The sequence below is a fragment of the Inhella gelatinilytica genome, from assembly GCF_016093295.1.
In the GTDB taxonomy this organism is placed as follows: Bacteria; Pseudomonadota; Gammaproteobacteria; order Burkholderiales; family Burkholderiaceae_C; genus Inhella; species Inhella gelatinilytica.
The window spans coordinates 79,590-92,491 of record NZ_JAEDAL010000008.1 but is presented as its reverse complement, the minus strand read 5'-3'; the positions used below and the strand labels follow the sequence as shown (position 1 = coordinate 92,491).

The following is a 12,902-nucleotide window of genomic DNA, read 5'->3' as shown; positions in this document are numbered from 1 at the left end:
TGAGCCACGGTGGGCCTATGGTTCTTCCCATCGTCACATCTCGCTCTAGGTCGCCATGACATTCAGAAACGTCCATCGATACGACACACCAGCCCCTAGTCGGACATTGAAGTGGGCTTCAACGGCTTGGCAGATGTGTGTTGTGGCTTGCCTAATTGGGGGCGCCCAAGCGAAGGCCGGCCCTTTTGAACTACAGGGCCGCATCGTGGGTGTTCATGACGGCGACACAGTCACCCTGCTGGACGCAGACAACCGGCGGCACAAGATACGGGTAGACGGGATCGACGCCCCCGAACTGGGGCAAGCATTCGGAAAGGCGGCGAAGGTGCGACTATCTGAGCTCGTGGCTCGTCGCAATGTCGTTGCCACCTGCAGCAAGACAGACCGATACAGGCGTGAGGTCTGCCTGGTGCAGGTAGATGGGGTCGATGCCGGCGGAGAGATGCTCCGCCATGGGATGGCTTGGTACTTCAGGCGCTACGCGAGAGAGCTGTCCCAAGACAGGCGCACCCAATACGCCTTCCTGGAGGAGCAAGCCAGGATCACGCACCGAGGTCTGTGGGCCGAGACGGCTTCGATTCCTCCCTGGGAATGGCGCGCATCAAAGAAACAGGAGCACTTATGAGCCGACTCTTGGATGTTCAGCCCAAGTCGTACGTCAAACAACTGACGTGCGACCGTTGCGGGCGAACGGCGTCAGTGGATGACCACGAGTTCCACAGTTTCGTGTCGCTGGATTTCGACTGCACCTGGGGCTCGGCTCTGGGCGATGGCAATCACGTCGATCTGGACCTGTGTCATGAGTGCGTGAAGGCGGTGCTGGGCCCCTGGCTGCGCATCAGCGCTTCGGGATGGACCAAGCCCGCTGTAGGCGAGTGGCCCGACTTTCAATCGATGGTGCGTCACGGCTCGTCGACCCCTGAGAGTTCACCTCAGTCACGCACCGTTGACGCTCCAAATAGCCAGCCGCGATCATCAATCGTTGGCGACGGGCAGAACTAGGCTGGCGAATCTGAACTGGTCTACGAGATCAGTTCGATTCTGCTATTTATCTAGGCATGAGATTGAGCTTGGGCCCGCGCCCGCGCCCGCGCCTTTGGATGACCCTGACGCATGGAGTGGTCTGGTTCACTCGCGCTCCAATCAGACTCCGACAAGCACGTCGTTTCAGGTGCCGGACGAGGCGAAGCCCTATGGGGCGGATCGTTCGCGATGCGAGGTGCAAGCAGCGCGCATCGCTGAGTTTGATGCCGCTGTGAGGGCGAATTGACCGAGGAGATCTGGGATGAGCCGTGCTTCGCGCCCCTCCGCTATGCCACATGAAACGCGCGAGCCTGCGCCCGCTTGGGTCACCAGCTCGAGCCATTGCCAGGAGTTGACATGACAACGCTCTCGGAACGTATCTCCGCCCTCAAAGCTGCCGGCCTGCTGCTCGAACAGCTGGCACTGGCTCCTCATGGGACCGAGGCCTCACGGGTGGGGCATTGGTACCTGCAGGCTTATCCCCAAGAGGTCGACTTCAGCCGTCGTCTGGTTGACTATGAGGCCTATCGCTTGCTGCTGGCAGTCCGGCGAATAGAAAGAGTGAGGGCGCTCATCGACGATTTGCAGTCGGCGATGTCCGGCCGATGGGCCGATGCGGATCCTGCGTGGATCGCCGAGGCGCAGCGAATCGCGCCCCATTTCCCACGGCGGCACGAGTTGGTGGAAGCCGTTCGCTCGCCGCACAACGCCCGGGCTTGGGCCGACTTTTACTTGGATCGACCCACTCAAGAGCGGCAATGGCGCCAGGGGGTGGGTCTGATAGGTTGCATCGGGCTTGCCGCGCAGCGGCGAGAGGCATTGCGTCGCTTACCCTACGTCATCGGCCGACTGGAAAAGGATGAAGGCTTCCCGCCGTTGGGCGTGGCCGAGGCCCGCCGAGTGTTGCGGCTTCTTCCCAGCCAAGGCGAGATGGGGCGTCGGCTGTCGGGGCTCAGCAACCAGCGATTCCACGAGATCGAGGGTGCGTTGGAGCAGGGTTGCCAACTGATCGAGGCGGTGGTCGCGGGGACCTTGCCGGCCAGTGCGCGGCCGCGAGCGTTGGCTCGAGCCATTGGCAGACACCTGCCGCACAGCGAGACGTTTCCGCTGTACGGCCTTGGTCCCTATGAGCGCCCGATCTGGCTGAGGTGGCTGTTCCTGTCCAAGAGGCCCTTCGGGCGGCAACGTCCAAGCTGCGAGGTGCGAGCGGCGCTGTAGATGTTGGAGTAACAACTGCGTAGGGGAGAAGCGGGTTGCCGAGCGCGCGGTTGACGGACCGTCGACCATTGAGCGTCCACCGCAGTCATTCACTGATGAATGCAGCACTGGTTCGAAGTGAACGCCGATCGTTGGCGGCGGGACACGCTGGGTCGGCGAATCGGAACCAGTTGACGCGACAAGCAAGCCGATTTTGATTCTGATAGCTGGGCGAGGATCCCAACGCCCTAACCACTCTCAATGAACCCTAGGAGGAATTGATACATGGAGCACATGGAATTCGTCGACGAGCCCAGTGCAGAGGCTTGGTGCGGTGCGGTCTTAAAGCTCTGCGATGAACAAATTGAGGGCGAAGGGCTCGACGCCGTCAAACACCCGGAGCAGTGGGCCTTCGTGCTGTGGTGCCCCGACGGAGCTAACTTGCCGGCCAGAAGGCCGGACGCATGGGGCCTGGATACGCAGCACCCGGTCGCACGCATCGCTGGCATCCTCAAAGGCGCACCGATTTACGAACTCGAGGACCACGAGACGTTGTGGTCCAGTTGGTTGCGGATCTTCCTGGTTTGCCAAGAGGCCGATGCCCGGATCGCCGAGGCCCTTCAGGACGGCCTGCTTCAAGCCATTCAAAGAGAGGATGCCGAGTTTGTCGCGCGATATGGAGCGACTGGCAGTCCGGCGCATTGAGCTACGTCGCTTTGGCGGGCAGTGTCTACCGTGAGTAAGCTGAGCGTGCGGTGAGTGGGCCGTGCCGTCATTGGCACTAGAGTTGTGCCGTCTGACCGTTGACCTCCCTCTATGGCCCGCATCGTCCCGGATCTACCGCTCCCACACGCCACCAAGCTTGGCATCCTTGTCGAACACACCCTGCTCAAGCGCATCGAGAAGGAATTGCCTGACGCCTACTGCGTGTTCCACAACGTCGAGTGGAGCCTGGGAGACGGTGCCGAAAAGCAACGGGGCGAGGTGGACATCGTTCTGATGAATCAGTCGGGCGACCTGCTGCTGCTTGAAGTCAAGTCCGGTGAAGTGGAAGTCGAGGAAGGGCGCTTCTACAAACGGTACGGGGCTGTCCGCAAGGACGTCCTGGGACAAGCCAAGCGGCAGATATCTGCCATGCGGGCCCGTCTGGAGGCAGAGCACCTCCAGGTGAACGTCCGACAATTGCTAGTCTTTCCGGATGCACGGCTGGTGGCCGGATCCGTTCTGTTTCCGTGCGAACAGATCGTTGACGCCACGGACATGGACAACTTTGCCCACCGCGTCGACCGGGCCATCGGTGGCGTCGGCCTGAACAAGCCGGACGTAGCTCAGCGCGTTCAGGCCTTCCTTGAAAACCGTTTCGAGGTGGCTCCCTGTGTGGAGGCCGTCATCGGTCACGTGCAAGGGGCCAGCCGTCACCTCGGCGAAGGGCTCTCCACCTGGGTGCCGCGCATCGAAGCGGCCTCGGGTGTCATTCGAGTCGATGGCACTGCCGGGTCCGGCAAGACGCAGCTGGCTCTCACACTCTTGCGCAACGCCCGCATGTCGGCGCACAAAGCTGCGTACCTCTGCTTCAACCGCCCGCTCGCCGATCACATGGCCAAACTGGCACCGGGCAGCGCGCAAATCGAGACCTTTCATGAGCTGGCGGTGCGGATCCATGAACGACAGGAATCGACTTGGCCGGCCCATGAAGCGGGCGCCTTTGATCGAGCGGCCGCAACTTTGATGGCCGTACTCCCCGAAAGCGCGCCCGACTTGGACGTCTTGATCCTGGATGAGGTGCAGGACTTTCAGCCGGAATGGGTGGGAGCGCTTCTCAAACGCTTGAAGCCCGATGGCCGTGCGTATTTGCTCGAAGACCCGGATCAGCGGCTTTACCAGGACCGTGAGGATTTCGACATTGAAGGGGCCGTCCATGTGCGCTGCCCGGATAACTTCCGAAGCCCGCGGCAACTGGTCCACGTCATGAACGCGTTAGGGCTCACGCGCCAGGCTGTGGTTCCGAAGGGGCCCTACGACGGGGAGTTCCTTGATCCATGGGTGTACTCCGATGAGCGCGAGTTGCTCCGGAACACGGAGGCTGCGGTCAAGCGATGCTTGGATCGGGGCTTCCAACTCAAGGACATCGCGGTGGTGACCTACCGAGGGCGCGAGCGCTCCAAACTGCATCACAGGACGGAATTGGGTGCGTGGGGTATCAGGCGCGCGACAGGTGCCTTTGACGCCGCGCGCAATGCGATCTGGACCTCGGGAGACCTGCTGCTGGAATCCGTGCGCCGCTTCAAGGGGCAGTCGGCACCGGCGGTGGTGTTCACGGAGTGCGACTTCGAGCGCCTCGACACGCAGGCCAAGCGAATGCTCTTTGTTGGAATGACGCGGGCCCAGTTGCACCTGGAGTGGGTGATGAGCCAGAGTGCCGCCCGCGCCGTCGAGTCCACATTGGGTGCCGACTGACGTCAGCCCATTGAAGGATTGGATGCGGGCGGCGGGGCTTGCGTAGCGCTCAGCTCTTCTTACGCCACTGCCATGGCGGAACTGGATGAGGGTCGCTCCATAGGCCGCGCCGCTCAGATTGAGCAATTCCCTCGAGCTCGGCGTAGTGACTGCGTCGGTTGAGGGGGAGTTCTCTGGCGTACCGCTTGTAGAACCAGGCCATTCCAGCCCGAAGCATTTCTCCTCCGGCGTCGACACCGTCGATCAGAACTCGGCAGATCTCGCGTCCGTAGCGGTCGGACTTGCCACAATCGGCCGAAACTTCGCGATGCACCACGAGGGTGGCCAGCGTTGTCTTCGCCGACCGACCAAAGGGCTGGCCCAGTTCGGGTGCGTCGATCCCGTCCAAACGAATCTTGTGGCGACTTCTGCTCGTGTCCAGGAGGGTGATGGTGTCGCCATCATGGACGCCCACAACTTGCCCCACGATGGTGTAGGCGTGTGCTGAATTTATCGATGCCCACATGGCGAGGGTACCGACGAGAAACATTCAGACAAGAGCGGATCTCAAGGGGAGCCGATATTCATTTGGACGATCTACGGAGATCCAAGAGGCTCAAGCAGGCCGCAAGAAGAAGCACGTGATTTGCTCGCGATCCATCAGGGTAGATCGCACGCTTCCCGGGCGGCGGGCTCAGGACTTTTTGGGTTGTTCACCAGGGAACAAGACTTCGATCTCCTGTTTGTCAGACTTCTGCCAGTGATGCTCTTTGAGCATCCAGGTGCGGACGAAGTCTGCGATCGAAGTGCGCGCCGAGTCCAGGGCCATCTTCTTGTACTGCTCAGCGAGCTTTTCAAGTTCAGGGCTCAACTGCCGCTCGAGCGCTTTCAGGTTCTCATGCTTGTCGAATCTGGCCCATCCGCTTTGGGTTTCTGTTTCAAGAGTCCGGGTATCGAATGAAACGGGAAGCGTCGACTTGAGGGGGCCTGCCATCACGCGGGCTCCGTCCTGGGTGATTTGGATGGGCCACTTCTTTTCCATATCGATGTGGAAACGATAAACAGCCTTGACGCGAACGCTCGAGACCGTTCTGCCGAGATCCACCCCGAGAAATTCCCTTTTTGCTGCCTCAAGCTTGAAGTCTTGGGTGGCCGTCACCGTCGCCACTTCAAGTCGGCCTCCATTGGTGTGCATGTAGATGGGAACGTCCACCGATGCCGCTGTGACCTTGGGCGGCTCGGGTGCTTTTTCAGGAAGCAGTGCGCCGGTGATTGCAAGGCCAGCAAAGAGAACTGCAGCGATGCCGAGTGCCAATTTGCGTTTGTCGGTGCCGAGCCAATTGGACGCGTCGTTGAAATTGGATGAGCTCATTGAGGTTCAGCGTTCGGAGTTGTAGTCGGGAGCAAGTGATTGCGGGAAAGTTCGTCCGACTGATCGGCGAGTGGTGAGTCCGAGAGGCTACTTAGGAAGGCCTGGACGTCGCGCCGCACGGCCTCAAGGAGGCTTGCTGGCGCACTAATTCCCACATGTGGCATCCAGTACTTGATCACAGGAATGACTTCGAGCGGGTGCGAGTACTGACACTTGACCAGTAAGCTGCCGTCGGAGTTCTCTTGGGTGATCTCTTGATGGGGCAGGAGCGGCCGCCGGGTAAAAAACGGCGCGGCGCTTGCGGATATGGTCAATGTGGCTTCTGTTTTTGGTCCATCGCCAATCCAGATGCCTTGGGCTGCTTGGAGTTTTTCTCGGGTGCCAGACTCGCGGACGAAAGTTTCGCTGCCGACCAACAAGCCTTCCAATCGGCCCACCGAGAAGGTTTTGACTTTGTCACCGTGGCTGGCAGCCAGGTACCAGATCCCGTTGTGATTCACCAATTGATGCGGCTGGACAGCGTCGAACACTGTCGACTTGACGCCTTTGGTGTAGCGAAAGCTGATGAGCCGGCAGGCGTTAATCGCTCCCTCAAGGGCGCGGAACTCATGCGACTTGCCCCCCAGATCCTCGAGTGTCATACCCTTGACGAGCCATGCGCCCGACTGGCTTGCCGAGAGCGCCGATCGCATGAAGTCTGTGTCAAAGGATGGAAAGAGATCCCGAACTCCGGCCATCACTGCAAACTGCTCGATGTCTTTCGCACCGAACTTTCCAAGCGCTGCAGCATTGAGCCGGTATTTGCCGTTGACCTTCTCGATGGGCAGTGCAGCCAGTCGATCATTCAGGTCGCGTTGAATCGTGCGAAGGTTGACGCCAAATTCATTGGCTAGATCTGAGGGACTGAGAGCCTCCCCGCTATTGAGCTTGATCAGGATGCCAGCTAGGCGGCGAACGAGAACCTCATGAGAGGCGGCTTCTTGCATGGCTCAGCTGGGCAGGATCTGATCGCGTGCGGTCGGTACGGTGTCTGGACGGGTGGAGTCATCCGGAAGGGCTGCGCTTGGTGGGGCGGATTTGCCATCTTTGCGCCAAGTGCGCCACTTCCGTCCAACCGATTCGCTTGCGACTGCAGCCGCGCTCGCTGTAGATGCCAGCGCCAAGTCTGCTGCACGCCGCGCGGCAAGCGCAGAATCGCTGAGGGTATCCAGTGCTTGGCGAGTCACATCGGAGAGTCTTCGGCCAAAAAGGGTGGCCTTCTCAGCAATGAAGCTCTTGAATTCTTTAAGCGCTTCAGAGTCCAACAGCTCTTTGGTCGTGCGAATCACAAAAGCAATGATCGCCTTGATCAGTTCGATCCCGATGTCTAGTCCCGCACTGAGATTGGCGAGCACGCCTTCTCTCTCGGCGTCGGACAGGGCATTCCAGCCGTAAACAATCGCCCCAACGGCTGCACAAGTCATCGCGATTGGGTTGGCCATGGCCGTCGCAGAGGCGACTGTCGTGGCCGCGGCCAAAGGGTTGCCCAACAGGAATTGGCCGACGGCGATGATGGTGACTGAGCTGAGATAGCCCAAGCCAAATCCGAATTTGGCGCTCTCGAGAACACGCCCTGTCGCACTGATCGTTGCGTTGGCTGACGCCTTTAGTGAGTCAATGTGGCGGTCAATGAATGCATTGAAATCGACCACTTCTCCGTAGAGCGACGCAACGGCCGCCGCAACCGGACTGAGTCCCATTCCCTGATTCCTTGTTTTGTTATTGAGTGACGTCGGATTTTTACCGCGTTGCATTGCCGCTTAGCCTCGGTTTCGACCCCTAAAGCGATTCCAAATGGCAACGCAGCCGACTGCGACCAGGGCAAAGAACGCAATTTGGAGCGCGATGGCCAGGATCTTTGTGGTCACGATCAAAGCGCCCAGCTTGGTGAAAGCGGCCGCTGCGAACAAAACGAGCAGGACACGTGCCATTTGCAGAACCTCCGTATGTGTGGACGGAAGCGAGTCTGCAAAACCAAAGCGACAGGGCGTGTCGTGTCTTGTGGGGTGTTGTTTTGGGTGCTCCCCTCCGATGTTCCATGCATCCAGCGTCGAGAATTTGCGCCTCAAAGGGGGTAGTCGATTTCATCGAGTCGGCAGATCAACAGACGATGTTTTCATTCTTGAATGGTTGGGCCCAGAGGTGGAACTGGGCGAAAGACGGCGAGCCGAAGCCAGCGCTCGATGAGTCTCAGATCCGCGAAGCGGCCCTGGCCTCCGCGCCTGTGGTGTGGCTGCTTGGCAAGACCGGGTCAGGAAAGTCCTCGGTCGTCGAGGCATTGACCCAGGCCGATGCCGCCACGGTCGGGAATGGATTTGCTCCCTGTACGCAAACCGCGCAAGTGTTCGACTTCCCGACGGAGCGGCCGGTTCTTCGCTTTTTAGACACGCGAGGGCTGGGTGAAGCGGGTTACGACCCTGCGCAGGACATGGCCGTCAATAAAGACCGGGCACACCTCGTCATTGCCACGATGCGGGTGTCCGACATGAATCAAAGCGAACTGATCCAGTCGCTACGCGCAATCCGGGAGAGTCACCCTGAGTGGCCGATCATTGTTCTGCACACCTGCCTTCATGAGTTGTATGCCGGCGTGGGCGCTGATCATCCTGTGCCCTCCATTGACTTTTCAGACGTCGACTCTCCTGTCCCGGATGCGTACGCTGGACTCCAGCGCGCGGTTCGCCATCAGCAAGCTCTCTTTAGCGGCCTCAAGGGGGTGGCGCCGCGATTTGCCGCAATTGATTTCACCCGGCCCGAAGATGGATATGCGCCAGTGCAATATGGGAGGGAGTACTTGCATGGCGCCATCCTCGATGAAGCGCCGACGGCAATGTTCAACATTGCGCGCAGCTTTTTTGCAGACCAGGAGGCGACCGGATCTGCGGGTGTCGATCGCGAGGTCAATCGCCTGATCCTTTATTACGCGGGGGCTGCGGCGAGCGTGGGTGCGATACCGCTGGTCGGTGTTGTGTCGATCCCGGGCGTGTCAATTGCGATGTTGTGGCATCTGGCCCGGGTGCACCAGGTCGAGTGGTCTAACAAGGACATGGCCTCTTTGATTGGCATGTTTGGTGGCGCTGTCGCGGTTCGTGAAGGATCCATGCTCTTGCTGCGCCAGTTCACTAAGTTGGGTCCTTGGTTGATTCCTATCGCCGCAGCGCAGGACTACGCAGTCGCCTTTGCGCTGGGGAAGGCAGCCTGCGTTTACATGCGAAGTCGCCGTAGTCGGGCGGAAGTAAATGCTGAAGAGGTTAAAGCCGCATTCATGGCGGGCCTCAAGGAAGCGGTCCGAATGAGCGCTGCGAAAGGCGACAGCAAATGAACATGGTTTGGCGGACGTATTGGCGTCAATTGCTTCCCATTGCTGTCGCGCTGTTGTCGGTCCTCTTCTTGGCTGTGCCCGGGGTTCTGTACCTGATTGAGCAAGGTTGGTTTGTCTGGTGGGCCCTGGGTTTTGGCGTCCTCGCTTTGGCCGTGTTGGCTGTGCTCAAGCGCTTTCCCGTCCCTCAGATGACAGCCGCCGACCATGAACGAGAAAGGGCGCAAGGGGATGTAGGTTGGAACCCGGCTGAAGCGGAGGCGTGGGAGCAAGTCGTTCGTCTGGGCGATAGCGTTGCCAGTACTCCGCCAATGTCCGTGAATGCGGCACGTGAATTGGCTGAGGAAACGCTGATCACGGTGGCCACGGCACTGCATCCAAACAAGCAATTTGCCGCTGCGCACTTCACCGTGCCCGATGTGCTGTTGGCACTTGAGACCGGCGCGCGCGAGCTTCGCACCCAGATCGTCCAGAAAGTACCTGGTGCCGAGGTGATCAAGATCTCGCACCTTCAAGGGTTACAGGCTGCGCATGAAAAGTATGGCGCGGGGTTGAAGGCTCTCGTCGCGGCCTATCGGATGTTCAGGATCTACGCCAATCCGGCGGGTGGGGCGGTCGCTGAGTTCAAGTCGTTCTTTCAAGATAAGGCGCTGGCAAGCGGAACCGAACAAATCTACGGTCGTATCTGTCGCGAGTTGGTTTTGGAATTGGGCCGCTTGGCCATTGATCTTTATGGCGGTCGCCTTCGCGTCGATGTCGCAGAACTTAAGCAGTCCGTCTTGGATGCGGCACCCGATGAGCCTGAGTCGGTGCCGGTTCGAATCTTGGTTGCTGGTCAAGTCAACGCGGGTAAATCGTCGCTGGTCAATGCTCTGGCACAGGATGTTCTGGCTGCTGTCTCAGAGCTACCCGCCACGCCTGGTGAAACAGAGTACCGATCGAAGGCCAGCGATCGGCCCGATGTGATCTTGATTGATACGCAGGGGCTCGATGACTCGGCTGACGGTCTGGATAAGTGGTCTCGGTTGGCTCAGACCAGCGACTTAATCTTGTGGATAGCCTCGGCCGCGAATCCGGCGCGAGAAGTCGATCGCAAGGCCATGGCTCGCCTGCATCAGGACTTCCAGGATGGACGCCGTCCAAGACCCAAGATGGTTTTGGTGGCAAGTCACGTTGATCATCTCTCGCCGCGTAGGGAGTGGAGTCCCCCCTACAACGTGGATGCGCCAGCGACGCCAAAGGAGGTGAACATTCAGGCGGCCATGAGCGCACTGATGGGCGCCATGAATGTGGCTGAAGCACCTTGCGTTCCAGTGTCCCTGAGGCCAGATGCACCAGCGTACAACTTGGAAACGCTTTGGGCCGTTTTGGAGGAGCAGCTCCCCGACGCGCAGCGTGTTTCGCTGCGCCGTGCCCTGGACGCGCGACACACAACGAGCCTGAAGCGCGTGGCCACCCAGGTCGCAGGGGCGACCATCAGCGTGGGCAAGTTGTTCTTGCGACCTGAATCGAAGAAGGGTTGAACGGCTCGGTATCAATCGGTAAGCAACTGACCAAGGGGTGCTCCAGTATTCCCTTGGTCTCTGGCAGCGGATTCCTGAGGTACGCCGCTACACGTGGGTCAAAAGGGATTCTTCCGCCTCGGATCAAACGCGCGATGCCAGCAGCTTTGCTTTTTCGGACTCGAATTCGCTGGACGACAGGACTCCTTTCTGTCGGAGGTCGTCAAGTTTCAGAAGCTCGGCGTGGACGTCGACTTGTGCTTTCGGGTCTGTATTGGATCCAGGAGTCGAACCCTTCTTGGTGAGGTTTTTGTAGACACCAATTCCAGCGCCGATCGCCGCGCCGGCCATGGGGCCGACGAGTGGAACAGGCACAGCAACGACGGCGCCGACCGCAGCGCCAGCTGCCGCATCTTTGGCCATGTCAGAGCGCAAAGCTTCTTTGGTCAACCGCCCAGCCTCGGTCGCGACGGTTGAAGCGGTTAGTTTTGCCCATTCGGCGGCAATGCGTGCATCCTCTTCGTCAACCTTGCCGTCTCCATTCAGGTCGCCAACAAGTGTGGTGGCAGAAGCGACGGCGGTCTTCGCCTTGCCGCCAAGGTCCTTCAATTTGTCCCACATGATTCTCTCCCTCGTCTTCTCAAATCGTGCAAAGCGGATGGGAATGGTACGTGTGGCTCGGTTGAATGCGGAATGCCACGATTGACTTCAGTCAGACGAGGCGATTGCTGTGAATTCGCATCGCCAAAAACCTGGCTGCGAACCCCCACTCAATGCTAGGCCTGCGATCTGGGCGAACCGCCCCAGGGGGGCCCCATGACCTGCTAGGTCAATGCATTGCTCAAAAACGTTAGCGACCGATAGTCCGGACAGCGGCTTGCACGTATACGCCCGGCTCGTAGCTAGCAACCAATCGACGTGTGCCGCCGTGGTGCCCGTGGCCAGCAAGATCGGCTAGCAGTACCGGTGAGCGGCGATCCTCGGATACGATGATTTGCGATGGTTCACTCGAAAACCTCGAGGTGAGAAGTAGAAAAGAACCGCATAAGAGGCAGTCTTGCGCACTGCTCGAGGGGAGGAAATTTATGGGTTTTTTGAAAGACCTGTTCAAGCTGTTGATTGAAATCGTCACGCTAGGTGGCGCCGGCAGATTGGAGGATGCGAAGCGGGGATACGAGGAGGCGAACGCCAGACTCCAGTCTCTGATTGGCCGGGCGAACGCATGCAAGAAAAGGATCAATGCGGCAGTTGTTGCGATCGGCAGCGCTCTGAGACGGACCAAACCCCATCTTGAAAGTGCCGAGCGTATGCTCAAGTGTCGTATCGAAAATCAGCGCGCGCTGGATGTAGCCGTAACGACGCAAACGTTACACAAGATGGAGCGGTTCAACGCTGGAATGAACTCCGCGCTCACAGTCGGAGTCGGAACCCTTACCGGTGGGACCATGGCTGTCGGGGCTTGGTCGCTGGTCACTCTTTTCGGCTCGGCATCCACTGGCGCCGCGATTTCCGGCTTGTCCGGCGTCGCAGCTACGAATGCGACCCTAGCCTGGTTCGGCGGAGGAGCGCTAGCTGCAGGTGGAGCGGGCATGGCTGGAGGTATGGCTGTTCTGGGGGGGATAGCTGCAGTTCCACTCGTGTATTTCACACACAAGAAGGCAGGGGCACTCGAAAACGCCAAGGTCAAAGTCGAGGAATCCATCGCCGCGGTTCTGAGGGAGCTCGAGAGCCTTCCATTGAGGGTCAAAGTGGTCGAAGCGAGGCAGCGTGAGGCTGAACGACATTGCAACGAGATCATCGCGACGATCACGAGACTCAGGAGGGTCATTCGGCCTTATGGGATGTTTAACGTGGCGAAGGAGAAGCTGTTGTCGATGCTCGGCAAACAGCCTTACACCAAGGCACAACTGGATGCGATGACTGAACTGACAGAAGCGCTGGCGATATTCCTCGCTGCCTTTGATGGCCATGCATGTGGCGCTGCGTCGGGGACGCAGGGAAAGTCAAACTAGAA

13 protein-coding genes are annotated in these 12,902 nt (G+C 59.4%); 8 read left to right on the top strand and 5 right to left on the bottom strand.

Annotated features, from left to right (window positions below; translation table 11 throughout):
• Nucleotides 1–55: 55 nt before the first annotated feature.
• The 5 genes from I7X43_RS14085 (at nucleotide 56) to I7X43_RS14065 (ending at nucleotide 4,677) form a co-directional block, all read left to right on the top strand.
• Nucleotides 56–625 (top strand): thermonuclease family protein, encoded by a 570-nt coding sequence (locus tag I7X43_RS14085; protein ID WP_310737577.1) that lies wholly within the window; start codon nucleotides 56–58, stop codon nucleotides 623–625.
• Nucleotides 622–1,002, top strand: a complete 381-nt coding sequence (locus tag I7X43_RS14080) for a hypothetical protein (protein WP_198101592.1) — start codon at nucleotides 622–624, stop codon at nucleotides 1,000–1,002. The genes I7X43_RS14085 and I7X43_RS14080 overlap by 4 nt, the downstream gene beginning before the upstream one ends.
• A gap of 378 nt (nucleotides 1,003–1,380) precedes the next feature.
• Nucleotides 1,381–2,241: a hypothetical protein gene (locus I7X43_RS14075; RefSeq protein WP_198101591.1), complete on the top strand. Its 861-nt coding sequence runs from the start codon at nucleotides 1,381–1,383 to the stop codon at nucleotides 2,239–2,241.
• Between the two features lie 264 nt (nucleotides 2,242–2,505).
• Entirely contained in the window at nucleotides 2,506–2,925 is a 420-nt protein-coding gene (locus I7X43_RS14070; RefSeq protein WP_198101590.1) for a hypothetical protein, read from the top strand.
• Between the two features lie 111 nt (nucleotides 2,926–3,036).
• Nucleotides 3,037–4,677, top strand: a complete 1,641-nt coding sequence (locus I7X43_RS14065; RefSeq protein ID WP_198101589.1) for an NERD domain-containing protein — start codon at nucleotides 3,037–3,039, stop codon at nucleotides 4,675–4,677.
• A gap of 49 nt (nucleotides 4,678–4,726) precedes the next feature.
• Here the strand turns inward: I7X43_RS14065 and I7X43_RS14060 are convergent, their stop codons facing one another.
• The 4 genes from I7X43_RS14060 to I7X43_RS14045 all read right to left on the bottom strand — a co-directional run bounded on the left by I7X43_RS14060 (nucleotide 4,727) and on the right by I7X43_RS14045 (nucleotide 7,821).
• Nucleotides 4,727–5,206, bottom strand: a complete 480-nt coding sequence (locus I7X43_RS14060) for a thermonuclease family protein (protein WP_198101588.1) — start codon at nucleotides 5,204–5,206, stop codon at nucleotides 4,727–4,729.
• 144 nt (nucleotides 5,207–5,350) lie between these two features.
• Complete coding sequence (locus I7X43_RS14055; protein WP_198101587.1) at nucleotides 5,351–6,028, bottom strand: hypothetical protein; 678 nt, start codon at nucleotides 6,026–6,028, stop codon at nucleotides 5,351–5,353.
• Nucleotides 6,025–7,014 carry a helix-turn-helix transcriptional regulator gene (locus tag I7X43_RS14050; protein ID WP_198101586.1) on the bottom strand — a complete coding sequence of 330 codons (990 nt, stop codon included), beginning with the start codon at nucleotides 7,012–7,014 and terminating at the stop codon, nucleotides 6,025–6,027. The genes I7X43_RS14055 and I7X43_RS14050 overlap by 4 nt, the downstream gene beginning before the upstream one ends.
• A gap of 3 nt (nucleotides 7,015–7,017) precedes the next feature.
• Complete coding sequence (locus I7X43_RS14045) at nucleotides 7,018–7,821, bottom strand: hypothetical protein (RefSeq protein WP_198101585.1); 804 nt, start codon at nucleotides 7,819–7,821, stop codon at nucleotides 7,018–7,020.
• Between the two features lie 356 nt (nucleotides 7,822–8,177).
• Here I7X43_RS14045 and I7X43_RS14040 point away from each other — a divergent pair, with 356 nt between their 5' ends.
• Both I7X43_RS14040 and I7X43_RS14035 read left to right on the top strand, forming a co-directional pair.
• Entirely contained in the window at nucleotides 8,178–9,389 is a 1,212-nt protein-coding gene (locus I7X43_RS14040; protein ID WP_198101584.1) for a GTPase, read from the top strand.
• The gene (locus I7X43_RS14035; protein ID WP_198101583.1) at nucleotides 9,386–10,909 is read left to right on the top strand and encodes a GTPase family protein; all 1,524 of its coding nucleotides are present in this window, start codon (nucleotides 9,386–9,388) and stop codon (nucleotides 10,907–10,909) included. The genes I7X43_RS14040 and I7X43_RS14035 overlap by 4 nt, the downstream gene beginning before the upstream one ends.
• 123 nt (nucleotides 10,910–11,032) lie before the next feature.
• On the opposite strand, the gene I7X43_RS14030 is transcribed toward I7X43_RS14035, so the two are convergent.
• A complete protein-coding gene (locus I7X43_RS14030; protein WP_198101582.1) occupies nucleotides 11,033–11,509 on the bottom strand; it encodes an SHOCT domain-containing protein in 477 nt (158 codons plus the stop codon).
• A 464-nt stretch (nucleotides 11,510–11,973) separates the two neighbouring features.
• Between I7X43_RS14030 and I7X43_RS14025 the strand changes: the two genes are divergently transcribed.
• Complete coding sequence (locus I7X43_RS14025; protein ID WP_198101581.1) at nucleotides 11,974–12,900, top strand: hypothetical protein; 927 nt, start codon at nucleotides 11,974–11,976, stop codon at nucleotides 12,898–12,900.
• The last annotated feature ends 2 nt before the right edge of the window (nucleotides 12,901–12,902 follow it).

Excerpts from the sequence above, each read along its gene's own strand:
- I7X43_RS14085 (WP_310737577.1), top strand. The coding sequence starts at position 56 with ATGACATTCAGAAACGTCCATCGATACGACACACCAGCCCCTAGTCGG.
- I7X43_RS14080 (WP_198101592.1), top strand. The coding sequence starts at position 622 with ATGAGCCGACTCTTGGATGTTCAGCCCAAGTCGTACGTCAAACAACTG.
- I7X43_RS14075 (WP_198101591.1), top strand. The coding sequence starts at position 1,381 with ATGACAACGCTCTCGGAACGTATCTCCGCCCTCAAAGCTGCCGGCCTG.
- I7X43_RS14070 (WP_198101590.1), top strand. The coding sequence starts at position 2,506 with ATGGAGCACATGGAATTCGTCGACGAGCCCAGTGCAGAGGCTTGGTGC.
- I7X43_RS14065 (WP_198101589.1), top strand. The coding sequence starts at position 3,037 with ATGGCCCGCATCGTCCCGGATCTACCGCTCCCACACGCCACCAAGCTT.
- I7X43_RS14060 (WP_198101588.1), bottom strand. The coding sequence starts at position 5,206 with ATGTTTCTCGTCGGTACCCTCGCCATGTGGGCATCGATAAATTCAGCA.
- I7X43_RS14055 (WP_198101587.1), bottom strand. The coding sequence starts at position 6,028 with ATGAGCTCATCCAATTTCAACGACGCGTCCAATTGGCTCGGCACCGAC.
- I7X43_RS14050 (WP_198101586.1), bottom strand. The coding sequence starts at position 7,014 with ATGCAAGAAGCCGCCTCTCATGAGGTTCTCGTTCGCCGCCTAGCTGGC.
- I7X43_RS14045 (WP_198101585.1), bottom strand. The coding sequence starts at position 7,821 with ATGCAACGCGGTAAAAATCCGACGTCACTCAATAACAAAACAAGGAAT.
- I7X43_RS14040 (WP_198101584.1), top strand. The coding sequence starts at position 8,178 with ATGTTTTCATTCTTGAATGGTTGGGCCCAGAGGTGGAACTGGGCGAAA.
- I7X43_RS14035 (WP_198101583.1), top strand. The coding sequence starts at position 9,386 with ATGAACATGGTTTGGCGGACGTATTGGCGTCAATTGCTTCCCATTGCT.
- I7X43_RS14030 (WP_198101582.1), bottom strand. The coding sequence starts at position 11,509 with ATGTGGGACAAATTGAAGGACCTTGGCGGCAAGGCGAAGACCGCCGTC.
- I7X43_RS14025 (WP_198101581.1), top strand. The coding sequence starts at position 11,974 with ATGGGTTTTTTGAAAGACCTGTTCAAGCTGTTGATTGAAATCGTCACG.